At 69.9% G+C, this 23978-nt stretch carries 20 protein-coding genes; 16 read left to right on the top strand and 4 right to left on the bottom strand.

All coding sequences use genetic code 11. The features are described 5' to 3' along the window. Positions 1 to 8: 8 nt before the first annotated feature. Entirely contained in the window at positions 9 to 1277 is a 1269-nt protein-coding gene (locus tag HD557_RS25625) for an alpha-hydroxy-acid oxidizing protein (RefSeq protein WP_196875941.1), read from the top strand. 50 nt (positions 1278 to 1327) lie between these two features. On the opposite strand, the gene HD557_RS25620 is transcribed toward HD557_RS25625, so the two are convergent. After that, complete coding sequence (locus tag HD557_RS25620) at positions 1328 to 3529, bottom strand: hypothetical protein (protein WP_196875940.1); 2202 nt, start codon at positions 3527 to 3529, stop codon at positions 1328 to 1330. A 248-nt stretch (positions 3530 to 3777) separates the two neighbouring features. On the opposite strand from HD557_RS25620, the gene HD557_RS25615 reads away from it, so the two are divergent. The 5 genes from HD557_RS25615 (at position 3778) to HD557_RS25595 (ending at position 9264) form a co-directional block, all read left to right on the top strand. After that, entirely contained in the window at positions 3778 to 4716 is a 939-nt protein-coding gene (locus HD557_RS25615) for a carbohydrate kinase family protein (protein ID WP_231380457.1), read from the top strand. Beyond that, entirely contained in the window at positions 4713 to 5621 is a 909-nt protein-coding gene (locus tag HD557_RS25610) for a pseudouridine-5'-phosphate glycosidase (RefSeq protein WP_196875938.1), read from the top strand. The genes HD557_RS25615 and HD557_RS25610 overlap by 4 nt, the downstream gene beginning before the upstream one ends. 74 nt (positions 5622 to 5695) lie before the next feature. Continuing rightward, a complete protein-coding gene (locus HD557_RS25605; RefSeq protein WP_196875937.1) occupies positions 5696 to 7084 on the top strand; it encodes a purple acid phosphatase family protein in 1389 nt (462 codons plus the stop codon). A gap of 20 nt (positions 7085 to 7104) precedes the next feature. Then, positions 7105 to 8208, top strand: coding sequence for a glycosyltransferase family 2 protein (locus tag HD557_RS25600; protein ID WP_374221692.1), 1104 nt, complete (start codon positions 7105 to 7107; stop codon positions 8206 to 8208). A 174-nt stretch (positions 8209 to 8382) separates the two neighbouring features. Continuing rightward, positions 8383 to 9264 carry an alpha/beta fold hydrolase gene (locus tag HD557_RS25595; RefSeq protein ID WP_008355964.1) on the top strand — a complete coding sequence of 294 codons (882 nt, stop codon included), beginning with the start codon at positions 8383 to 8385 and terminating at the stop codon, positions 9262 to 9264. On the opposite strand, the gene HD557_RS25590 is transcribed toward HD557_RS25595, so the two are convergent. Then, the gene (locus HD557_RS25590) at positions 9193 to 10500 is read right to left on the bottom strand and encodes an MFS transporter (RefSeq protein WP_196875936.1); all 1308 of its coding nucleotides are present in this window, start codon (positions 10498 to 10500) and stop codon (positions 9193 to 9195) included. The genes HD557_RS25595 and HD557_RS25590 overlap by 72 nt on opposite strands. A 150-nt stretch (positions 10501 to 10650) precedes the next feature. Here HD557_RS25590 and HD557_RS25585 point away from each other — a divergent pair, with 150 nt between their 5' ends. From HD557_RS25585 to HD557_RS25555, 7 genes are all read left to right on the top strand, one after another. Then, a complete protein-coding gene (locus HD557_RS25585; protein WP_196875935.1) occupies positions 10651 to 11025 on the top strand; it encodes a YciI family protein in 375 nt (124 codons plus the stop codon). A gap of 7 nt (positions 11026 to 11032) precedes the next feature. Beyond that, on the top strand, positions 11033 to 12271 hold the full coding sequence (locus HD557_RS25580; protein ID WP_196875934.1) for an RNA polymerase sigma factor: 1239 nt from the start codon (positions 11033 to 11035) through the stop codon (positions 12269 to 12271). A gap of 98 nt (positions 12272 to 12369) precedes the next feature. Beyond that, entirely contained in the window at positions 12370 to 12732 is a 363-nt protein-coding gene (locus HD557_RS25575; RefSeq protein ID WP_196875933.1) for a YciI family protein, read from the top strand. Positions 12733 to 12846: 114 nt separating this feature from the next. Beyond that, the gene (locus HD557_RS25570; RefSeq protein WP_196875932.1) at positions 12847 to 13659 is read left to right on the top strand and encodes a hypothetical protein; all 813 of its coding nucleotides are present in this window, start codon (positions 12847 to 12849) and stop codon (positions 13657 to 13659) included. 23 nt (positions 13660 to 13682) lie between these two features. Beyond that, positions 13683 to 15614 carry a M3 family metallopeptidase gene (locus tag HD557_RS25565; RefSeq protein WP_196875931.1) on the top strand — a complete coding sequence of 644 codons (1932 nt, stop codon included), beginning with the start codon at positions 13683 to 13685 and terminating at the stop codon, positions 15612 to 15614. 200 nt (positions 15615 to 15814) lie between these two features. Beyond that, positions 15815 to 17080: a mechanosensitive ion channel gene (locus tag HD557_RS25560; protein WP_196875930.1), complete on the top strand. Its 1266-nt coding sequence runs from the start codon at positions 15815 to 15817 to the stop codon at positions 17078 to 17080. Between the two features lie 150 nt (positions 17081 to 17230). Next, complete coding sequence (locus tag HD557_RS25555) at positions 17231 to 18088, top strand: PadR family transcriptional regulator (protein WP_196875929.1); 858 nt, start codon at positions 17231 to 17233, stop codon at positions 18086 to 18088. A 123-nt stretch (positions 18089 to 18211) separates the two neighbouring features. On the opposite strand, the gene HD557_RS25550 is transcribed toward HD557_RS25555, so the two are convergent. Next, positions 18212 to 19444, bottom strand: a complete 1233-nt coding sequence (locus tag HD557_RS25550) for a low temperature requirement protein A (RefSeq protein WP_196875928.1) — start codon at positions 19442 to 19444, stop codon at positions 18212 to 18214. Between the two features lie 39 nt (positions 19445 to 19483). Here HD557_RS25550 and HD557_RS25545 point away from each other — a divergent pair, with 39 nt between their 5' ends. Next, positions 19484 to 20155, top strand: a complete 672-nt coding sequence (locus HD557_RS25545; protein WP_196875927.1) for an SIMPL domain-containing protein — start codon at positions 19484 to 19486, stop codon at positions 20153 to 20155. A 22-nt stretch (positions 20156 to 20177) separates the two neighbouring features. Here the strand turns inward: HD557_RS25545 and HD557_RS25540 are convergent, their stop codons facing one another. Continuing rightward, positions 20178 to 21341, bottom strand: a complete 1164-nt coding sequence (locus HD557_RS25540) for an ROK family transcriptional regulator (protein WP_196875926.1) — start codon at positions 21339 to 21341, stop codon at positions 20178 to 20180. Positions 21342 to 21446: 105 nt separating this feature from the next. On the opposite strand from HD557_RS25540, the gene edd reads away from it, so the two are divergent. Continuing rightward, positions 21447 to 23330 (top strand): phosphogluconate dehydratase, encoded by a 1884-nt coding sequence (edd, locus tag HD557_RS25535; RefSeq protein WP_196875925.1) that lies wholly within the window; start codon positions 21447 to 21449, stop codon positions 23328 to 23330. Then, positions 23323 to 23952: a bifunctional 4-hydroxy-2-oxoglutarate aldolase/2-dehydro-3-deoxy-phosphogluconate aldolase gene (gene eda / locus HD557_RS25530; RefSeq protein WP_196875924.1), complete on the top strand. Its 630-nt coding sequence runs from the start codon at positions 23323 to 23325 to the stop codon at positions 23950 to 23952. Before edd ends, eda begins: the two co-directional genes overlap by 8 nt. The last annotated feature ends 26 nt before the right edge of the window (positions 23953 to 23978 follow it).

Here is a 23978-nt window from a genome sequence, read left to right as displayed (position 1 = left end):
GTGGGCGCGTGAGCATCGGCAGAGACCTCCAGTCCGCGATCTTCCGGAAGGGCCTGTTCGGCCGGCTTCCCGTGGTGCCGACCGAGCCGTCGGCGCTGGCCGAGGCTGCCCGTCGGGCGATGAGCAAGGAGGCCTGGGCCTACGTCGCCGGCGGAGCCGGCCAGCAGCGCACCGTCGCCGCCAACACCTCGGCCTTCGACCACTTCCGGCTCGTGCCCCGCATGCTCGCCGACGTGGAGAACCGCGACCTGCGCATCACGCTGTTCGGGGTCGACATGCCGGCGCCGCTGATGCTCGCCCCGGTCGGCGTGCTCGAGCTCGCCCACCCGCGTGCGGAGCACGAGGTCGCCGCGGCGGCTCGCGCGACGGGCATCCCGATGGTGATCTCCACCCAGGCGTCCGTCCCGATGGAGGAGGTCGCCGAGGACCTCGGCGACACCCCGCGGCTCTACCAGCTCTACTGGTCGAAGGACGAGTCGATCGTCGAGTCCTTCGTACGCCGCGCCGAGGCCATCGGCTCCGACGCGCTGGTCGTCACGCTCGACACGCACATGCTGGGGTGGCGTACGCGTGATCTGGATCTGGGCTACCTGCCCTTCGCCAGGGGGCTCGGGATCGCGCAGTACACCTCCGACCCGGCCTTCCGCGCCCTCGTCGAGGAGCGGATCACGAGTGGCGGCGGCACGAGCGTGCGGCCCGGGATCCGGGAGATCCCCGCGGCCCTCGGCGCGGTCGCCTCGATGGCTCAGCACCACCCCGGCAAGCTCGTGGACAACCTCCGCTCCGGCCAGGCCCGCGCCGCGGTCGAGACCTTCCTCGATGTCTTCTCCCGCTCCGATCTGATCTGGGACGACCTGGACAGGCTGCGCGAGATGACCGACCTGCCGATCGTGCTGAAGGGGCTCCAGGCGCCCGAGGACGCCCGCCGCGCGCTCGAGCACGGAGTCGACGGGATCATCGTGTCCAACCACGGCGGCCGCCAGGTCGACGGTGCCATCGCCTCCATCGACGCCCTGCCGAGCATCGTCGACGAGGTCGACGGCCGCATCCCGGTGCTCTTCGACTCCGGCATCCGCTCCGGCGCCGACGTCCTCAAGGCGCTCGCCCTGGGAGCCGACGCGGTCCTCCTCGGCCGCCCCTACGTCTACGGCCTCGCCCTGGCCGGCGCCGCTGGTGTCCAGGCCGTCGTGGAGCACATGATCGCCGAGCTCGACCTCTCCCTCGGCCTGGTCGGCTGCCGCTCGGTCGACGAGGTCGGCCGAGAGCTCCTCGGCTGACGCCCAGCCGGGCCGGGAGCGCGACTCGCGCTCCCGGCCCCGCCGGCGGGTCAGATCGTCTTCGCGTACGACGTGACCGTCTTGGACGTGTACCCCGCCCGTGAGCCGATCACGGTCACGGTGACCTGCTTGCCGTTCCAGGCCTTGCTGAGGAACAGCGAGGACGACGTCCCGCGCTTCACGACCGTCCCGTTGATCTTCCAGACGTACGTGACCGACGACGGAGACGGCGACCAGGTGCCGCGCACCGCGGTCACGGTGTGGCCGTACTCGACGGTGCCCTTGAGGTAGGGACGTGGAGCGGTGAACGTGCCCGCCGCGACCGTGGCGGTCTTCGCGCTGGTCACCGTCTTCGTCGTGTAGCCCGACCGGGCCCCGACCACGCTCACCGTGATCTGCTTCCCCTTGGCCGAGGCCGGGACGACCAGCTGGTTGGACGTGCTCGACTTGATCGTCGTGGTGCCCGCCTTCCAGACGTACGTCACCGTGCTCGGCGTCGGCGTCCACGTGCCCCGCGACGCGGTCAGGGTCTTGCCGACCTTGGCGGTGCCGCTGATCGTCGGCGTCGGCGCGACGAACGTGCCGACCACCTTGACGACCTTCGTCGTCGACCACTTCGGCGCGCCCGGGAAGGCCTGGTAGGCGTAGGTGAGCGTGTGCGAGCCGACGGCGAGCTTCTTCGCCGGGATCGTCACCGACTTCGTGCGAGCGTCGAACGTCGCGCCGCCGAGGACGGTGGAACCCTCGCTCACGATGACCCCGCCGTACGGGGTCGCCGCGTCCGTGCTGAGCGTGACGGCGGAGGTGTAGCTGCTGCCGTAGCTGTAGGAGGAGCCACCGCTCACCGTGATCGCCGGCGGTGTCGCCACGACGCTGTCGCTGCTCGCCAGGTCGAAGACGTAGGTCGAGGTCTGACTCCAGTTCCCGGCCTTGTCGACCGCGCAGGCGACGACGCGTCCCTCCAGGTACACCGCGCGCGAGTCGGGGGTGTAGGAGAAGCCGGTCGTCGCGGTCGCGGGTGACGAGGTCCCGGTGCCGCACGATGCGCTCGAGCCTCCGGAGATCCGGTAGGTGTCGACGTCGGAGCCGCCACCGCTGATCCAGAAGTAGCCGGGGATCCCGGCGCCCCCGCGGGGTTCGTCCGCGACGTAGACGGCCTCGCCACCGACGACCGGGGTGATCGTCGGAGGCTCCGGGTCGGTGCGGTCCACGCCGAAGGTGCAGTGCGCGGCGTCGCCCACCGCGCCGTAACCGTCCTGAGGGGTGACCCAGAGGTCGTACAGGGCACCGTCCGCCAGCAGCTCGGGCGGGATCTTGACGGCGATCCGGGCGTCGGCGTACTGCTCGGTGGCGGTGAGCTCGAAGAGCGGCGTGCCCTCCGGCGACTGGCCGGCCGGGAAGACCTGGAACGTCGCGGTCACCTTCTCGGAGCCGTTGTGGTGCGAGGTGTCCGGGTCGGCGACGTACGCACTGGCGTAGATGTCGCTGTTCAGCCACTGCGGTGTCGAGGTGCACGGCTGGGTGCCCGGGTAGAACGTGCCGACCCGGAGGTCCGCCGGGGCCTCGGGGGCGCGGTTGAAGACGATCTGCAGGGTCCCGCTCTTGACCTGGTTCCAGCCGCAGGACATGCAGGTCTCGTCGGCCGCCTTGAGGCCGACCGTCAGAGAACCGTCGCCGGCCGCGGCCTGCTTGGCGAGGTCGGTGGCGTCGAACCCGAAGTAGCCGTTCCATGCCTGCGCGCCTTCGCAGCCGCTGGCGGCGTACGTCTTGACGCCCACGGGGCTCTGGGACCAGTCGGCGTCCTGGTAGAGCTCGAGCGCACCCTGCCGGCAGGTCTCCTTGTCCACCCAGGCGAGGTCGGCCCTGACCTGGAACGTCGCCGACTCGATGTCCTCCGGGGACAGCTCCGCCAGCACGCTCTGGTCGAAGTCCCAGACCATGCGCTGGCTCGAGGGAGTCTCACCGCAGGCGTCGATGATCACCGTGCCGTAGTCCTCCTCGGGGTCGACCTCGGCGGAGTCGCAGAAGCCGACCCAGGTCCGGTCGTCCCACGGGTCGAAGGTGGTCGAACCCGAGACGGAGTTGTGGACGGTGCCGCTGGTGGCGTACTCGAGCGTCGGGACGATGGGGCGGGGTTCGTCGGCGGAGGTCTCGGCCGTTGCCGGTGCCGGGGTGAACGTGAGAGCCGCGCTCAGGACGGCGGCTGCCGTCGAGGCGGAGATCAGCGCGATCCTGCGCCGATGTAGAGACATGTGTGCTGCCTTCGAGACGAGTCAGCGCCGGCGACGGCGCTGCCGAGGTGGGGACGGTGCCGGGCGACCCTGAGCACATACCCCCTGAGGCGTATTCGCGCCGGACCGGCGGAATCTAGCATCCGCGGCGCGACGCCGTCCGGCGGTAGGTGACGAACCGCGGCTGAGAGCAGGGACACGTCGGGGCGGCGCCAAGTTCATACTTTATGAGGGGGCGCTATCTGTGAACCCCACTTACGATGCAGGTGATGAACCCGCACATACCGCCAGATATCGTCGTGATCGGCGGCTCCAACATGGATCTCCACGCTCGGGCACACGAGCAGGTGGTGATGGGTTCGAGCATGTCCGGATCCGCCGGCCTCTCGCCCGGGGGCGTCGGCCGGAACGTGGCCGAGAACCTGGCCCGGCTGGGTGACTCGGTGGCGCTGGTCTCGGTCGTCGGGGACGACCCGATCGGTGACGAGGTGATCAGCTACACCGAGGACGTCGGCGTCGACTGCACCTATGTCCGCCGCCGGGCAGACGTACGCACCGGCACCTACAACGCCGTGCTCGACTCCTCCGGTGAGCTGGTGGTCGCCGTGGCCGACATGGCCGCGACCGACGAGTTCTCGCCGCTGGTCGTGGAGGCCGCGCGCGACATGATCAGGACCGCTCGCGGGGTGCTCGTCGAGGGCAACATCCCGGTCCGCACGGCCGAGGTGGCGATCGACCTCGCCCACGAGTTCGACGTGCCGGTCGTGTTCGACCCGGTCTCGGTGCCGAAGGCGAGGCGCGCGCGGGACCTGATCCGCGCCGACCGCGAGCTCTACCTGGTCACGCCCAACCAAGCCGAGCTGGCCGCGCTGACCGACCTGCCCGCCGGCACCGACGCGGAGATCGAGAAGGCTGTCCACTCGCTGCACGACCGTGGTGTCGGCGTCGTCTGGGTGCGTCTCGGCGCCCGCGGTTCGGTGATCAGCTACAACGACATCTACCAGGAGCTTCCCGCGGTGCCGACAGAGGTCGTCGACGTGACCGGTGCGGGCGACGCGATGCTCGCGGCGTTCACCCACGAGCTGCTCCGCGACGTCGACCTGGTCGAGGCGGCGCGGTTCGGCCACGCCGCGGCCGCGCTGACCTGCGGCACCCACGACACCGTCCGGATGGACCTCAGCGAGAGTCTCGTGCGGGAGCTGGCATGAAGGTCCGGCTCACCGAGGAGGTCGGGGTCGCGCTCGCCGAGGGGCGCCCGGTCGTCGCGCTGGAGTCGACGATCATCAGCCACGGCATGCCCTACCCCGACAACGTCAAGATGGCCACCGAGGTCGAGCAGATCGTGCGCGACAACGGCGCCGTCCCGGCCACGATCGCGCTGCTCGGCGGCATCCCTCGCGCCGGGCTGTCCCACGACGACCTCGAGCTCCTCGCCTCCGACCCCGACGTGACGAAGGTCAGCGTCCGCGACCTCCCCTACGTCGTCGCCCGCGGCCTCCACGGTGCGACCACGGTCGCGGCGACCATGCGCCTGGCGGCCATGGTCGGGATCAGGACGTTCGTGACCGGTGGGCTCGGTGGCGTACACCGGGGTGCGGCGACGTCCTTCGACATCTCCGCGGACCTGACCGAGCTCGCCCGCACCCAGGTCGCGGTGGTGAGCGCCGGCGTGAAGTCGATCCTCGACATCGGCCTGACCCTCGAGACGCTGGAGACCTACGGGGTGCCCGTCCTGGTCAACGGCAGCGACGAGTTCCCGGCCTTCTACTCTCGCAGCTCCGGGTTCGCGGCGCCGCTGCGCATCGACGGTCCCGACGAGGCGGCCGCGGTGATGAAGGCGACCTGGGACCTCGGTCTCCCCAGTGGCCTGGTCATCGCCAACCCGGTCCCCGTCGCCGACGAGATCCCGGGCGAGGTGATCGGGAAACACATCGACCAGGCCCTCGCCGACGCCGAGGCTCGCGACATCCACGGCAAGGACATCACCCCGTTCCTGCTGGCCAGGATCGTCGAGCTGACCGGCGGCGACTCGCTGGCGACCAACATCGCGCTCGTACGCGACAACGCAGCCTTCGGCGCGCAAATGGCCGTATCGCATGCTGCGAGCGTCTAACTTCTCACCACTCGTTCACCCTGGAGACACCGGACGTGGCCTAACGTCTCGTCTACCTATGCGTTGATCCTCCCGTGACCGTCAGCCCCCACTCCGGCCCCACCCGTGTCGGCCCGTCCAGGCGCACCCTGCTCAAGACCGGTCTGATCGGCGGCGCCGGTGTCGTCACCGGCCCGCTGCTGTGGACCCAGGCTGCCAGGTCGGCCGCACCGGCCACCGGCGTACATCTGTCCTACGGTGCCAACCCGGTCCGGCAGATGAACGTCTCCTGGTCGACCGCCGGTTCGGTGAAGGCGCCGCGGCTCGACCTCGGTGTCACGCCCGACTACGGCCTCACGCTCCGGCCCGAGTCGCTCTCCTCGATCCGCGTCGACAGCATCTACCACCACGTCGACCTCAGCGACCTGAAGCCCGGCACGCGCTACTACTACCGCCTCAGCCACGACGGGGGTACGCCGACCAGGGGCTCGTTCACCACCGCCCCGAAGGGCAGGGAGAGCTTCCGCTTCGCCGCCTTCGGCGACATGGGCGTGGCCGAGGACGCCGCCCGCAACGTGAACCTGATCCGCCAGCAGGGCGCCGAGTTCGCGTTCGTGGTCGGTGACATCGCCTACGCGGACACCGGCGGCCAGGGCAAGAGCGGGGAGCTGCAGCAGGACTTCGGCGTGTGGGACGAGTTCCTGACCCAGATCCAGCCCAGCGCCAACGCCATCCCGTGGATGACGGTCGTCGGCAACCACGAGATGGAGAACGGCAACGGCGAGCTCGGCTACGACGGCTACCGGGCCCGCTTCCGCCACCCCGGAAACGGTGCCGGCGGCGGTGAGGAGACCTACTCCTTCGTCCGCGGCAACGTGGCCTTCATCGCCCTCGACGGCAACGACGCGACGTACGAGTACACCCGGAACGCGGGCTACCTCGGTGAGACCCTGGACAGCTGGCTCGAGCAGCGGCTGGCCGACTTCCGGGCCCGTGACGACATCGACTTCATCCTCGTCGGCTTCCACCAGTGCGCCTACTGCACCAACATCGCGCACGCCTCCGACGGCGGCATCCGCGACCGCTGGGAGGCGCTCTTCGACCGCTACCAGGTCGACGTGGTGATCAACGGCCACAACCACTGCTACGAGCGCACCCACCTGATGCGCGGCGGCAAGCCGGTCCAGGAGGCGCCGCGCGGGTCCACGGTCGACACCGGCCAGGGCACGATCTACATCACCGCCGGCGGCGGTGGCGGCTCGACCTACCCCGACGTCCTGCCCGTGCTCTCCTACTACACGGACAAGAACGGCCTGAAGATCCCGGAGCCCACGACCTACCGTGCCGTCGGCGACGCCACCCACTCGGTCGCGTTCTTCGACGCGCACCCGCGTGACGCCCACGGGAAGGCCCGGCTCGACCTCGAAGTCATCGCCACGGACGGGTCTGAGGTCGACACGCTCAGTATCGCTAGGTCGCGTTGATGCGCACCCATTTAGAGTCTATGCGCGTGGGGGGATTCAGGAGGAGGAAGCCGAGGCTGCTCAGTGTGGTCGTGCCGGTCTACAACGTGGCCGACTACGTCGCCGACAGCCTCGACAGCATCCTGCGCCAGCCGCTGCGTGAGGTCTGCGCCATCGAGGTCGTCGTCGTCGACGACGGTTCGACCGACGGCTCGGCCGAGATCGTCAAGGACATCGCCGCGAAGGACCCTCGGGTCACTCTGATCACCCAGCCCAACTCCGGGGTCTCCATCGCCCGCCACACCGGCGTCGAGGCCACCTCCGGCGACCTGCTCACCTTCGTCGACCCCGATGACATCCTGCCCCGCGACGCGTGGAGCTCGATGATCAAGACGCTGCGGCGTACGGGCTCCGACTTCGCGGTCGGCTCCGCCGAGCGCATCACCGTCGTGAACGGCGAGGAGCGGAGGTACGTCACCCCGCTGATGCGCCGCAACCACACCCGCACGCGCCTCAGGTGCCGGATCGAGGACGCGCCGCTGATGCTCGCGGACGTGTTCGTGTGGAACAAGATCTTCCGGCGTTCCTTCTGGACCGACAACGACATCACCTTCCCCGAGCGCACCCGCTACCAGGACCAGGTGGCCCTGACGAAGGCGTTCCTGGCCGCCCGGAACTTCGACGTGCTCACCGACGTCGTCTACGACTGGCGCGTCCGCTCCGACCTCTCCTCCGCCACCCAGAAGCGCGCCCAGATCGCCAACCTGACCGAGCGGATCACCACCAAGCGGCAGACCGTCGAGCTCGTGGCGGCCTCGGGCTCGGAGAAGCTGATGCGGACGCTGCGCACCGAGATCCTCCCGATCGACATGTGGGAGCACTTCCGTGCGGCCGTCAACCCCGCCACCGAGGACCCCGACCGCTACTGGTCGCTGCTGCGCGAGGTCGTCCTCGAGCTCTGGTACGACGCCGGTGTCCCGTTCGAGGAGACCACCGTCCCGCGCGGCCAGCGCCTGATGGCCTGGCTGGTCGCGCAGGACCGTCGTGACGACCTCGCCGACCTCATCGCGATGATCGACGAGCGCGGTCCGGCCAAGGCGATCGAGGCGTTCGCCGCCGCCGAGGACCTGCCCGAAGGGCTCTGAGCGGACCGGGCCCGTCCGAAACCCATGGGTGTATCACATGGCCCTAGAGGCTCAGGGACTTAAGACCCGCGATATACCCAGATGCGTGGGGAAATGGGCGATTCCCGTTGCACGGGGGTTCCCCGGGGGGCAAGGTGTGGGCACCCCACGTCATTGCTTCGAGGAGCCCACTGAATGCCCAGCGTCCAGCTGTCGGCCGGTCCGATCGATTTCGACGATACCGGCGGTGACGGCCCTGTCCTCGTACTCCTCCACGGAGTGCCGATGGACGGCCGTCTGTGGCGTCGTTCGATGCCCTACCTGAGTGGGTTCCGGGTGATCCGGCCGACCCTGCCGCTCGGCGGCCACCGCAAGCCGATGAACCCCGACGCCGACCTCAGCCAGCTCGGCGTGGCCAACATCCTCGGTGACTTCCTCGACGCGCTCGACCTCCACGACGTCACCCTCGTCCTCAACGACTGGGGCGGCGGCCAGTTCCTCATCAACGAGGGCCGCACCGACCGCATCGGGCGGCTGGCGCTGGTGGCGTGCGAGGCCTTCGACAACTACCCGCCCAAGGCGGCCAGGCCGCTGGCGGTGCTCTCCAAGGTGCCGCCGCTGTTCACCGCCGGGCTGCAGCTGTTCCGCATGCAGAGCTTCCGGCAGGCGCGCTCGGGCTACGGCGGGATGTCGGTCGACAAGGACTATCACCTCTACGACGACCTCGTGCACGGCTGGTTCGCCCCGGCGCTGACCGACAAGGCCATCCGCCGCGACTTCATCAAGTTCGCCGGCGGCGCGCCCGGGCGCGACGAGCTGCTCGAGCTGGCCGAGGGGCAGCAGAAGTTCACCAAGCCGGTGCTCGTGGTCTGGGCCGACCAGGACACCCTGATGCCCGCCGAGCACGGTCCGCGCCTGGCCGCGCACTATCCCGACGCGCGCCTGGAGATCGTCAAGGACTCCTCGACGCTGGTGCCGATCGACCAGCCCGAGCTGCTCGCCGGGCTACTTCGCGAGTTCGTCCTGGGCGGGCGCGGTCCGGTTGACCCGGTAGGCGAGGAAGCTCGGGACGAGTAGCGCGCACAGCGCGATCCCGAGGAGGTTGAGCAGGCCACCGCCGGTGGTCGCGATCGCGGTGCCGACCACGGCCGCCGCGCCTCCGTGCAGGACGTCGGCCACGCGCGGGCCGCCCGCGACGACGACCGTGAAGACCCCCTGCAGCCGGCCGCGTACGTTGTCGTCGGCCGCCGACTGCAGGATCGACATCCGGATGGCCGCCGAGGCCACGTCGGCGGCGCCGGCTACCATCATGAAGAGCACGCCGAGCCCCAGCATCAGAGCGGTGAAGTGGTCGGCGAATGTCACGGTGAGCCCGAACAGGGTGATCCCGAGGGCCCACACGGCGATGCACCAGATGACCACGCGCCCCTGGGCCTCGATGCGGGAGACCCAGCCGGAGAAGATGCCGCCGATCACGGCGCCGGCCGGGATGGCGGCGAAGAGCAGCGCGAAGGCGATGCCGCCCTCGGAGGGTCCGCCGAAGGACTCGTGCGCGATCTGCGGGAACAGCGCCCGCGGCATCGCGAAGACCATCGCGATCAGGTCGACCACGAAGCTCATCAGCAGCACCGGCTGGTGGCGCAGGTAGGCGAAGCCGTCCCACACCGACCGCAGTCCGGGCACCTTCGAGCCGGCGCCCTCGACGGGGATCCGCGGCAGCAGCACGACCGCGTAGAGCGTCGCGAAGAGGGTGACCGTGTCGATGGCGTACAGCCAGGTGAACCCGGTGAACGGGAGCATCACCCCGGCGACCAGCGGACCGGCGATCGCGCCGGCCTGGAAGACCGTCATGTTGAGCGAGTTGGCGGCCGGCAGCAGGTGCGCGGGCAGGATCTTGGGGAGCAGCGAGTTCCGGGTCGGCTGGTTGACCGCGAAGAAGGCCTGCTGCACCGAGAAGAGGCACAGCAGCGCCCACACGTTGGTGTTGCCGAGCGCCGACTGCAGCCAGAAGAGCGCACTGGTGACGATCAGCCCGGTGGTCGAGACCATCAGGATCGTACGCCGGTCGAAGTGGTCCGCGAGCGCACCGCCGTAGAGGCCGAAGACGATCAGCGGGACCAGTCCGAAGACGCCCGTCAGCCCGACGTACGCCGACGAGCCGGTGTCCGCGTAGATCTGGGCCGGCACCGCGACCACGGTCAGCTGCGCGCCGATCATGGTGACGATCCCGGCGGTCCACAGGCGCCGGAAGTGCGGCTCCTGGAGGGGGCGGGTGTCGGCCACGGCCCCCTTGAGCTTTGCGGTGATGCTCACTTCTGAAGGGTCTCCAACATGGTTACCCATGGTAAGGACTTGAATTTACCTGGAGAAATTCCGATGAGAGGTGTCGGATCGGGGTGTAGAGGTTCGTAGCAGGGGTGAGAGGCGGCCACCGGGGCCGTCCGACACGAAGGAGTGAGCACCATGGCCAAGTACCTGATGTCCGTCTGGGGTCCCGACTCGGACTACGAGAAGGAGCACTACGGCTACGCCTCGGAGGAGGAGATGATGGCCTCGTTCGAGGCCACCGGGAAGTTCAACGACAAGCTTCAGCAGGAGGGCTACTTCGTCTTCGCCGACGGCCTCGACGCCGCGAAGACGGCGACCGTCGTCGATGGCCAGGGCGAGAAGCCGATCATCACGGATGGCCCCTATGCAGAGGCCAAGGAGTACATGGCGGGCTTCTGGATCATCGACGTCCCCGACCTCGACGTCGCGCTCAAGCTTGCGGCGGAGGCGTCGGCCGCGTGCCTCGGCAAGGTCGAGGTGCGACCGATGCAGACCGGCCCCGAGGCGTGACCCGCCGTTGATCGAGGTCGACGAGGCGATCACCCGGGCCCACCAGGAGGAGTGGGCCCGGGTGGTCGCCAGCCTCACCCGCCGCTTCGGTGACCTCGACATCGCCGAGGACGCCGCGGCCGAGGCGTTCACGATCGCAGTCGAGCGCTGGCCGCTCGACGGCGTACCTCCCAACCCCGGCGCCTGGCTCACCACCACCGCCAACCGCCGCGCGATCGACCGGATCCGCCGCGAGTCCAAGCGTGACGACAAGCAGAAGGAGGCCGTCGCGATGCACGATGACACCCCGCACGAGCCTCTCGGAGCGATCGAGGACGACCGGCTCCGGCTGCTGTTCACCTGCTGCCACCCCGCGCTCGCACCCGAGGCCCGGGTGGCGCTGACGCTGCGTATGGTCGGCGGCCTGACCGTTCCCGAGATCGCCAAGGCCTTCCTGGTCCAGGAGACCACCATGGGTCAACGGATCACCCGGGCGAAGAACAAGATCAAGGCCGCCCACATCCCCTACCGCGTCCCCGAGACGGCCGACCTCCCCGAGCGGGTCTCGGGCGTCCTGGCGGTCCTCTTCCTGGTCTTCAACGAGGGCTATCTCTCCTCCGGCGACCACGAGAACGCAGTACGCAGCGACCTGACCGCCGAGGCGATCCGGCTGACCCGGCTGGTCCGGGTCCTGCTCCCCGACGACGGCGAGGTCGCCGGCCTGCTGGCCCTGATGCTGCTGATCGAGGCGCGGCGTACGGCCCGGGTGTCGGCGAACGGCGAGCTGGTCCGCCTCGACGAGCAGGACCGCGGCTCCTGGGATCTCGCCCTGATCGCCGAGGGCCACGCGCTCGTGCGCGAGCGGCTCGCCGTCGTCGCCAACGGGGGCCCGCGGCCCGGGCGCTACCAGATCCTGGCCGCCATCAACGCCGTCCACACCTCGGTGCGGGACGCCCGTGACACCGACTGGTCCCAGATCGTCGCGCTCTACGACCAGATGATCCGGGTCGACGCCTCACCGATCGTCCGGCTCAACCGTGCGATCGCCATCGCCGAGCTGGACGGCCCCGAGGTCGCGCTCGCCGAGATCGACCGGCTCGACCTGGAGGACTACCACGCCTTCCACGCCACCCGGGCCGACCTGCTGCGCCGGCTCGGCCGCAGCGGCGAGTCCCGCGCGGCGTACGACCGGGCCATCGAGCTCGCCGAGAACGCTGCCGAGGTCGCGCTGCTGACCAGGCGCCGGGACCAGCTCGGAGGTAGTTGAAAGAATTTCGCCCGAGGCTGTCGGATCGGGGCAGGGGCGTTCGTAGGAAGAGTGAGTGGCGGTCACCGGACCGCCCCGGAGACGAGGAGATCACACGGATGCCTGAGTACATGATCGCGTTCAACGACGAGTGGGTGGCCGAGCACACGACGGAGCAGCTGCGCGAGAAGAGCTTCGCCTCGAAGGCCGTGCTCGACGAGATGAAGGCCGCCGGGGTCTTCGTCTACGCCAACGGAGGGATCGACGCCTCGACCGCGCTCTTCAGCGTCGAGACCAAGGACGGCGAGGCCGTCTTCACCGACGGCCCCTTCGTCGAGACCAAGGAGCACATCGGTGGCTTCACGGTCATCGACGTGGCCGACGACGAGGCGGCGCGCTACTGGGCCGGCCGGGTGGCGGTCTGCCTCGACTGGCCGCAGGAGGTCCACCGCTTCCCGAACGAGTATTCCTGGGAGGACTGACCCGCCGGGGGACAGGTGGGGCGACCGTGGAGGATGCCCGCTAGGGTACGTCCGCTGCGCTTGGCAGCGCCTCTATCGGGCACTCCTCGGTGCCGGTCTCTCGCAGGAGCTTCGTTGATCCCCCACCGCCGTCTTCGGACGCATCTCCTCACCCTTCTCGTCGCCGGACTGCTCGGTGCCGGGCTGTTGACGTCCCAGCCTGCGGCGGCCAACACCGCGCCACGGATCACCAAGGCGACCGTCCGCACCTGGCTGCCGGTCAAGACCACCGGGATCATCTGGTGGCATCCCGCCTTCACGTACGCCGCGAGCGACGACGCCGGCATCGCCGGCTATCAGGTGCAGGTCAAGGCCGCACCCCGGAGCAGCACGGCATCCTCGCCCGCGAAGATGAGCGCGGCCAGCTATGTCTGGCGCACCGACGGCTCCAGCACCTGGCTCTACCCGTCGAGGACCTCGGTCACCACCACCGTGGAGTCGGGCGGCGTGGCCTGCTTCCGGGTCCGCGCCAAGGACGCCGCCGGGCTGACCTCGGCGTGGTCCGGCTGGCACTGCTCCCACGGTCCGATGCGCGCTGGCGAGACGTTCTCGTGGTGCTGCCAGCCCAACCTGGTCTCCAAGCTCAACCTGGAGGGTGACTCCTACGGTCCGGACGTCGTCTACGTCTCGACACGCTACGGGAAGCAGCGATCCAACGGTGCCTTCTGCGCGAAGGGTGCCCGGCTCCGTGTCCACAAGGGACCGCACCAGGGCAAGATGACCGTCCTGCTCGGCTCGACGAAGGTCGGCACGGTCAACGCCTGGTCGAGCACGACCGGCTGGAAGTGGGTCTCCGTCCGTCGCACCACCACTGCCTGCGGACGGCTGTGGCTGGTACCTCTGACCACGGCTCCGGTGCAGATGACGAGGAACTACATCCTCTACTGACAGGGTCGTGGCAGGCTTGCCGCATGAGTACGCCAGAGCCGCTCGTCCTGCCCGACACCGAGGCCGCGGAGGGCTGGGTCAAGGAGCGTACGTCAGCGACGCTGACCCACGTGCGCGAGCTGGCCGAACAGCTGCGGACCGCGCCGCCGAGCCGGGCGATCGAGGTGCTGAAGGCCTGGGACCAGCTCTCGCTCGAGCTCGGCTCGCTCGGCGGGATGGCCGGCCTGCTCGCCAACGTCCACCCCGTCGAGGCGGTCCGCACTGCGTGCGAGGACACCGAGGTGGAGGTCGACCGGCTGCGCACCGAGCTCACCCAGGACCAGGCGCTCTACCGCGTCTTCGCCGAGCTCCCGGAGGATCAGACCGCGGCGCTCGACCCGCTCGCCGCCCGGCTGCTGGAGAAGACGCTGCAGGACTTCACCCGCGCCGGTGTCGACCGTGACGAGGCCACCCGGGCCCGGCTCACCGAGATCAACGAACGGCTCACCGAGCTCAACCTCGAGTTCTCCCGCGTGACCAGGGACGACGTACGCATCACCACGGCCACGCCCGAGCAGCTGGACGGGATGCCGGCCGACTGGCTGGAGGCCCACCCGGTCAACGACAAGGGGCTCGTCGAGATCACCACCGACTACCCCGACGCGCTGCCCGCGCGGATGTTCGTGAAGGACCCGGCGATCCGTCGCGCCGTCACGGTCGCCGGGCTCGAGCGCGGCTGGCCGCACAACGACGCGGTCCTCAAGGAGATGTTCGCGCTGCGCCACGAGCTGGCCAACCTGGTCGGCTACGAGGACTGGCCGGCCTTTGACGCCGCGGTGAAGATGATCGGCGACGGGCCGGCGATCCCGGAGTTCATCGACAAGATCGCCGGTGCCGCCGAAGGACGGATGAAGCGCGACCTCGAGGTGCTCCTCGACCGCTACGAGCGCGACGTCCCGGGGGCCAGCGCGGTGTCCGCGGCCGACGCGCTCTACTACGAGGAGCTGGTGCGGCAGGAGAAGTACGACGTCGACAGCCAGGTGGTGCGCACCTACTTCGACTTCGCGAAGGTGCACCAGGGCCTGCTGGACGTCACCGGGCGGCTCTTCGGGCTGCGCTACGAGCCGGTCGCCGACGTGGTCACCTGGCACGAGGACGTGAGCGTCTTCGACGTCTACCCGCGCGACGGTGCCGAGCGTCTCGGCCGCATCTATCTCGACCTGCACCCCCGCGAGGGCAAGTACAAGCACGCCGCACAGTTCGATCTGGCCCCGGGCGTGGCCGGCCGGCAGCTTCCCGAGGGCGTGCTGGTCTGCAACTTCTCCCGAGGCCTGATGGAGCACGACCACGTGGTGACCCTCTTCCACGAGTTCGGCCACCTGATCCACCACGTGCTCGGTGGACAGGGCGAGTGGGCGCGGTTCTCCGGTGTCGCGACGGAGTGGGACTTCGTCGAGGCGCCCAGTCAGATGCTCGAGGAGTGGGCCTGGGACGCCGACGTGCTGCAGACCTTCGCCACCAACGAGGCCGGCGAGCCGATCCCGGCCGACCTGGTGGCGCGGATGCGGGCCGCGGACGACTTCGGCAAGGGCTACCACGCGCGGCAGCAGATGTTCTACGCCGCCATCTCCTACTGGTTCCACAAGGAGCAGCCCGAGGACCTCACCAAGCGGCTGCAGGAGCTGCAGGCGGCGTACTCGCCCTATCCCTACCTCGACGGCACCCACTTCTTCGCCAACTTCGGCCACCTGGGCGGCTACTCCTCGGCCTACTACACCTACATGTGGTCGCTGGTCATCGCGAAGGACCTGTTCAGCGCCTTCGACCGGGACGACCTGTTCGCTCCCGAGGTGGCCGGCCGCTACCGCGACCTCGTGCTGGCCCGCGGAGGCGAGAAGGACGCCGCCGACCTGGTGGCGGACTTCCTCGGCCGGCCCTACTCCTTCGATGCGTACGCGGCCTGGTTGGTCTCCTAGGGCACGTTTCGCCGCGTTCGCGACAGTAAGCCCGGAAATGTAAATCATTGGCTTATTTGCGTCCGCTGGAGCGCCAAACTTGCTTCATGGCTCCATCTGGACGAACGTCTCTGGAAGCAGAGGTGCCTGTTGCGCGCATCACTCGGGCTGCTCGTCGATCTCAGGCACCTTCTCAAGAACCCTATTGAGGGGGGAGACAAATGGATGCCGTGAAGGACATCGACTGGGTGGCTCTCGGGAGCAAAGTGCTCGCCGCGATCGTCATCATCCTGGTCACGTGGATCATCGCGAAGATCGTCGCCTGGGCGTTCGCGAAGCTGACCTCGAAGATCCCGGTGCTCCAGAAGGCTGGAAATGACGGGGACACCATCGGCAAGAGCCTCGGCTCTGTAGCCGGCTTGCTGGTGTGGCTCTTCGGCCTGATCGCGCTGCTGGACCTGTTCGAGCTCAGCAACGTGCTGACGCCGATCCAGGGCCTGCTCGACGGGGTGCTGGGCTTCCTGCCCAACCTCATCGGCGCGGTCTTCGTCTTCATTGTCGGCGCGCTCGTCGCCAAGGTCGTCCGCCAGCTCGTCGAGACCGCGCTCGGTGCGGTCCCGTTCGACAAGTGGATCGGCAGTGGCAGCAAGCTCTCCGGCCGCGTTGACTCGACGGTGGGTGTCGACGACACCGCCGACCCGTACGACGCACCGGCTGTGCCCGCGGGCACTGCTGCGCAGATCGTCAAGGTCATTGGTCTCGTGCTCTACGCCATCATCATGATCGTGGTGGCCATCGCCGCTCTGCAGATCCTCGGGATCAGCTCGATCTCGGAGCCTGCCGAGGGCATGCTCAACATGATCCTGGCGGCGATCCCGAAGCTCATCGCCGCTGCGATCCTGCTCGGCATCGGGGTGCTCATCGCCCGCTTCGCCGCCGACATCCTGGGCCAGATCATCGACGGGCTCGGCTTCGACAACGCGCTCCGTTCGATGGACGTGCTGCCCGCCGGCCAGAGCGCGACTCCGGCGATCACCAAGGTGATCCAGATCGGCATCGTGCTCTTCTTCGCCGTGATGGCGGCGCAGATGCTGGAGTTCCCGCAGATCACCGCGTTCATCAGCGAGGTGCTCGAGCTGGGTGGCAAGGTCATCTTCGGTGGCGCGATCATCGCCGCCGGTGTCGTGATCGCCGGTGTCATCGCCAAGCTGGTGCCCGGGTCGGCCTCGCAGATCCTGAAGTACGCCACGATCGTGCTGTTCGTCGCGATCGGGCTGAAGTTCATGGGTCTGGCCGACTCGATCATCAACCTCGGCTTCGGTGCCGTGGTCGTCGGTGGTGCCGCTGCCGCGGCGCTCGCCTTCGGCCTCGGTGGTCGCGACGCTGCCGCCCGGCAGCTGGAGCGGCTCCAGGCCGAGAGTGCTGCCTCGCGTGCGGCCGCGCCGACCGCGCAGACCCCGACTCCGCCGCCGACGCCTGGCGTCTGATCGGAGCGACGACCCTCAGGGTCTGACTCAGGGAGCCCCCGGATCTTCGGGGGCTCCCTTCATTTGGCTTGAACGGGCATCGTGAGCGGCGTACGATCACGATATATCGCGAAGGAACGCGATCCGGTCTTCCGAATGAGAGAGAAACTGATGAGCTACAGCAACAACCCTTGGGGTGAGTGGATCGACCAGATGGGTCGAGAGTTCGGCAAGGGCGGCCCGCGCCGCTCCCATGGCTGGCAGGGTGGTCCCGGTTGGGGCGGTCCCGGATGGGGCGGCCCCGGCGGCCCAGGTTGGCAGGGCGGCCACCACGGTCGCGGTCGCGGACCGGCCGGTCCGCCACCGTGGATCGCGGCACTGCTCGGCTTCGACAACCAGCCCCCGCAGCGGCCCGGTCCCCGGGTCCGTCGTGGTGACGTACGGTCCGCGATCATCTACGTGATGGCCGAAGCGGCCGAGCAGGGCCAGGTCATCAACGGCTACCAGGTGATCCAGCAGATCTCCGAGCGCAGCTCGGGTGAGTGGCGGCCGAGCCCCGGCTCGGTCTACCCGACCATCCAGCAGCTCGAGGACGAGGGCCTCGTGGAGTCCGACGACGAGCACGGCCGCCGCGCGATCCGGCTGACCGAGGCCGGCAAGACCTACGCCGCCGAGCACAAGGACGAGCTGGCCGCGGTGTGGAAGCCGTTCGACAAGGCCGTCGACAACGCCCGGGCCGGTGGCCGTGGTGGCCGCGGACAGGGCGTTGGCGACCTCGCCGGCTTCGGCATCCTCGGCGGCGAGCTCGCCCAGGTGCTCCCCGCCGTCTGGCAGCTCGCCACCTCCGGCACCGACGCCCAGCGCCAGGCCGCGGCCGACATCCTCGCCGACACCCGCCGCAAGCTCTACGGCCTCCTCGCGGCCGGCGACGACGAGACCGTTCCTGGTGAAGGGGCAGTCACCGCCGAGCAGATCGACGATGCCGAGGAGACGGAGGACGGCGACCCCGGCCCCGAGCCGAAGGCCTGATGACCCACCCGTGGGGAGAGGTCCCCACCCGCAGGTAGGTTCCCCACGCTCCGGAGCGTGGGGAACCTGTGGACAGCAGCTGGCCCACCGGCATCCCCACACATCAGGTATCCGCAGGCCGGGTCAGAGTGCCTCGAGGTGGGCGGCCAGGTGGCGGTGCCCGACGGCTTCGTAGCCGACGATGGTCACCACGGGCGCCAGCGCGACGACGATGAGGCACCACGACACCGGCACTCCTGCGGCCGCCATCACCACGCTCGCGACCAGCACGACACCGGTGAGCGCGACAAGGAGGATGTGGAACGGGTCGATCACGTGCAGGAACGAGTTGTAGAGGACGTAGAGGAGCAGGGCGTACGCCGCGACCGGGATGGTCACCGACGCGACCGTGCCGACCTCACCCAGCGTGGACTCGCCCTGCATCAGGTAGGCGGCGACGTGGAGGCCGGCGCCGGTGGCCGCGATCGAGGCGAAGATCAGGATGTGTCCGTAGCCCCACAGGAACGAGCGGTCGCGGCGGCGGTGGAGCACCTCGGCCCAGGGGATCATGAAGTAGGTCCACCACTGGCCGAAGGTCAGGCCGATCCCGGCCGCGAGCAGGAGGATCGCTTCGAGGGTCCAGCCGATCTCCGGGTCGTGGACGATCACCGACAGCACCGCGACGGTGCCGATCACGCCCTCGCCCAGCGTGATGATCGTCAGCAGGCCGTAGCGCTCGGCGATGTGGTGGGCGTGCCAGGGCGTGCCGCCGAAGTGGCGCTCGGCGATGAACGGGCCGACCAGCTCGATGACCAGTGGCACCGCTGCCGCGGCGAAGGCGGTCGCCACGTCGAGCGGCAGGACGGCGATGACGCACCAGAGCACCTGAGCCGTGAGGATCGTGATCAGGTAGACCCGGTGCGCGCCGCGCCGGGCGGGATCCTGGCGCCAGGCGCGCATCCACTGGCCGCAGAGGGCGACCCGCATCACGACGTACCCGGCGATGAGGATCTCGTTGTGGAGCCGCTCGCCCTCGTAGACGCTCTCGAACATCTCCGGCAGGCCGAGCGCCATGATGATCACGCCGACCATCTGCACCATCGTGAGCAGCCGGAACGCCCAGTCGTCGGTGTCGTAGGCCGAGGCCATCCAGGAGTAGTTGATCCACGCCCAGCAGATCGCGAACGACGCGAAGCAGAACGCGACGATCCCGGCCGCCACGTGGCCTTCCGCGAGCTGATGGGCCAGCTCGTTGCCGCTCACCCCGAAGGCCACGACGAAGGTGAGATCGAAGAGCAGCTCCAAGGGTGTCGCGGCCCGATGCTCCTCGTACGGGTCGCGTCCTGTCATCTGGCGCAGGCGGCTCGTTTCATTCACGCTGGTGAGGATAGGTCCTGACGGCGTACGTTTCCTGGCATGAGCGAGATCCTGATCAAGGTGCGTGGGTCACACAGTGTCGAGGTGGCTCCGGAGCGTGGGGTGGTCTCGGCCGAGATCCGGTTCGAGGGCGCCTCGCCCGAGCCGGTGATGGAGCGGCTGCAGCGCGGGCTGCACGGCGTGCGTATGGAGCTCGAGCGGCTCGAGCAGGAGGGCGCGGTCGAGCGGTTCCTGGTCCAGCGGGTGCGCACCTCGGCCGAGCGGCCCTGGAACCAGGACGGCAAGCGGCTGCCGCTCGTGCACCGTGCGTCCGTGGGTCTCGCGGTCGAGTTCGTCGACTTCACGGCCCTGGCGACCTGGGTCGGCGGTTCGGCCGGTGACGAAGGCCTCCAGGTCCACGAGGTCTCCTGGCGGCTCACCAAGGACAGTCGGCTGAAGGTCGAGCGGGACGTACGTCAGGAGGCGGTGCGCCAGGCCAAGGTGCGTGCGCAGGACTACGCCGATGCCCTCGACCTCGGCCCGGTCGCGGTCCGGAGCATCAACGACGTCGGGGTCAGCCGCGAGGTGGCGTACGAGTCGGCGGCCATGGCCATGCCGGCCGCCGCCAAGTTCGCGGACGCTGGGTCGGCGGCCCCCGACCTGGCCTTCGACCCCGACGACATCACCGTCTACGCCGAGGTCGAGGCCGCCTTCACGGTCGCGACGCCCTGACCTTTGGTCGACCCGGCCAGGGCTACCTGGTGCCGGCGCCCAGGTGGGCGTCGAGGCGCTCGGGGGAGAGCAGGTGGTTGATCGCCACCGCTGCGCAACCGACCATGCCGGTCGAGTCGGCGTGGGTGGAGGGCACGAAGGTCAGGTCGCGGGTGGCCAGGGCGGTGGAGCGCGAGTAGACGGTCTCGCGTACCCCCGCGGTGAACAGGTCGAACGCGGCGGCCATGTCGCCGCCGATGACCACGACCTCGGGGTTGAGCAGGTTGATCGCGATCGCCAGCACCTCGCCGAGCTGGCGGCCGGCCTCGCGCAGCAGACCCCGGGCGATGGCGTCGCCGGCCAGTGCGGCGGCGACGAGGTCGCGGATGTGGCCGGCGGAGACGCCGGAGTCGACCAGCCCCTGGGTCAGCGCCCAGCCCGCGGCGACGGTCTCGAGGCAGCCGGTCGCGCCGCAGCGGCAGGGGCGCTCGCCGGCGGACTCGACCCGGGTGTGCCCGATCTCGCCGACGGCGCCGGCGTGGCCGCGCAGCACCTTGCCGTCGGCGATGACGGCCAGACCGAGGCCGGTCGACGCCTTCACGACGAGCGCGTCACGCGGGTGCAGCCCGCTCCCGAAGAGCTCGGCCGTGGCCAGTGCGTCGGTGTCGTTGACGAGCACCAACGGCCCGTCGGTGAGCCGCTCGAAGTAGGGGGCGAGCGCGACGCCGTCCCAGCCCCGCATCACCGGTGAGTCGACCGAGACCAGGCGGACGGGGTCGACGACACCCGGCAGGCTCATCCCGACGCCCAGGACCGGCGGGGCGATGCCCTCGAGGAGCCGCTCCAGCCGGTCGGTCACGTCGGGCATCAGGTCGTCGGCCGCGATGCCGACCTCGTGGTCACGGGTGTCGCCGGCGAGCTCTCGGCCGTCGAGGTCGAAGACGGCGAGCTGGCTGCGGGAGCGCCCGATCGCGACGGCCAGGACGACGCCGGCGTCGGCGTTGAAGGTGAGCGATCCCGGCGGCCGGCCACCGGTGGAGGCGAGCTCCTCGCCGGTGAGGATCAGCCCGGCGTCGACGAGGGCCGAGACCCGGGAGACCACGGCCGTACGCGACAGGCCGGTCGTCTTCTGCAGATCGCTGCGGGTCACGGCGCGTCCGGAGCGCACCAGATCGAGTACGTCGGCGGCGGTTGTCATCTCGGGCATGAGGTGAGCGTACGCTACTTATGTCTTCGTCGTACCAAAGATTTACTTGTATCGATCCAAAGATCATGTCATTGTGTGCCAAAGCACACTGTCTTTGGAGGACCCGTGACTGCCGTTTCCCCCACCGTCGCCGACGTGACCGCGCGCCTCATCGAGCGCTCCGCCGCCACCCGGGCCGACTACCTGGCCCGCATCGCGGCAGCCCGTGTTGCCGGGCCCGCCCGCGGCCGGCTCGCGTGCAGCAACCTGGCCCACGGTTTCGCGGCCTCCACCGCGCCGACGAAGGCCGAGCTCAAGGTGATCACCCCCGCGGCCAAGCCCAACGTCGCGATCGTGACCTCCTACAACGACATGCTCTCGGCGCACGCGCCCTACGAGACCTACCCGCCGCTCCTCAAGGCCGCGGTCATGCGGGCCGGCGGGCTGGCGCAGGTCGCGGGCGGCGTACCCGCCATGTGCGACGGCATCACCCAGGGCCGCGACGGCATGCAGGTCTCCCTCTTCTCCCGCGACGTGATCGCGATGTCGGCCGGGATCGCCCTCTCGCACGACATGTTCGACGCGGCGCTGATGCTGGGCGTGTGCGACAAGATCGTGCCGGGGCTGCTGATCGGCGCCCTCTCGTTCGGCCACCTGCCGACCGTCTTCGTCCCGGCCGGCCCGATGTCCTCCGGCCTCCCCAACAAGGAGAAGGCCCGCGTCCGCCAGCGGTACGCAGCCGGCGAGGCCACCCGCGAGGAGCTGCTCGAGGCCGAGGCCGCCAGCTATCACTCCCGCGGCACCTGCACCTTCTACGGCACCGCCAACTCCAACCAGCTGCTGATGGAGGTGCTCGGCCTGCACCTGCCGGGCTCCTCGTTCGCCTCGCCGGACACTCTCCTGCGCGCCGCGCTCAACCGCGCCGCCGCCGAGCGCGCCACCGAGCTGGCGCTCACGGGTGGTCCCGGCATCGGCGAGATGATCGACGAGAAGTCGATCATCAACGCCTGCGTCGCGCTGCTCGCCTCGGGTGGCTCGACCAACCACACCATGCACCTGGTCGCGATCGCCCGCGCCGCCGGGATCCAGCTGACCTGGGGCGACCTCTCCGACCTGTCGCCGGTCGTGCCGCTGCTCACCCGGATGTACCCCAACGGCTCCGCCGACGTGAACCACTTCCACGCCGCGGGTGGCGTGAGCTTCCTGATCCGCACCCTGCTCGAGGCCGGGCTGCTTCACGAGGACGTCACCACGATCCTCGGCCCGGGGCTGTCGGCCTACACCCAGGAGTCCCGGCTCACCCGCGACGGTGAGATCGAGCTGGTCGAGGGTGCGCCCACTTCCGGCGACCTCGACGTGCTGCGCCCGGCCGACGACCCGTTCTCCCCCGACGGCGGCCTGCGGGTCCTGACCGGCGACCTCGGCACCGCTGTCATCAAGACCTCCGCGGTGGCGCCCGAGCACCGGGTGGTCTCCGCCCCGGCGGTGGTCTTCGACGACCAGGCCGACTTCCTCACCGCCTTCTCCGAGAAGCGCCTCGACGGTCGCGACTTCGTCGCGGTGATCCGCTACCAGGGCCCCGCGGCCAACGGCATGCCCGAGCTGCACAAGCTCACCCCGGCGCTCGGCGTGATGCAGGACCGCGGTCAGCACGTCGCCATCGTCACCGACGGCCGGATGTCCGGCGCTTCCGGCAAGGTGCCCGCCGCCATCCACCTCACGCCCGAGGCCGCGCTCGGCGGACCGCTCGCCCGCGTGCAGGACGGCGACCTGATCACCGTCGACGCCGTCGCCGGCACCCTGAGCATCGGGGTCGACCCCGACGAGTTCGCGCACCGGCCGACCACCGGCCGCGCGCCGCTCGACGCGGAGTGGCGCGGCACCGGCCGTGAGCTCTTCGCTGCCTTCCGTGCCACCGTCGGCTCTGCCGACACCGGCGCCTCCGTTTTCCCCTTCGCTCCCATCCAGCAGAGCGCCGCATCGTCCCAGGAGAGCCCCGTCCATGTCTGACCTGAAGTCCACCGACCTGCTCGACCTCTCCCCGGTGATCCCGGTCGTCGTCGTCGACGCCGTCGACCAGGCGGTGCCGGTGGCTCGCGCCCTCGCCGAGGGTGGCGTGCCCGTGGTCGAGCTGACGCTGCGTACGCCGGTGGCGCTGGACGCCATCCGGGCCATCGCGGCCGAGGTGCCGGAGGTCCTGATCGGCGCCGGCACCGTGACCACGCCGCTGCTCGCCAAGGAGGCCGCCGCGGCCGGGGCCCAGTTCCTCGTCTCGCCGGGAGCGACCCCGACCCTGCTCGGCGCGATGCGCGACACCGGTCTGCCGTTCCTGCCCGGCACCGCCACCGTCTCCGAGGCCCTCGCGGTCCTCGAGACCGGCCACACCGCGATGAAGTTCTTCCCGGCCGAGGCCTCGGGCGGCGCCAAGTTCCTGGGCTCGCTGCCCTCGGTGCTCCCCGACGCACGCTTCTGCCCCACCGGCGGCATCTCGCTCGCGACGGCGCCCAGCTACCTCGGCCTCCGCAACGTCGGCTGCGTCGGCGGCTCCTGGCTCACCCCCGCCGACGCGCTCGCCTCCGGCGACTGGGACCGCGTCACCGCGCTCGCGGCCGCCACCGCCGCCCTCCGCTGACCCGGCGCTACTGTCCCGGAAAGACC

It is taken from the genome of Nocardioides luteus (genome assembly GCF_015752315.1).
Lineage (GTDB): Bacteria > Actinomycetota > Actinomycetes > Propionibacteriales > Nocardioidaceae > Nocardioides.
The sequence above is the reverse complement of the archived record's forward strand: the minus strand, read 5'-3'. Positions and strand labels throughout refer to the sequence as shown.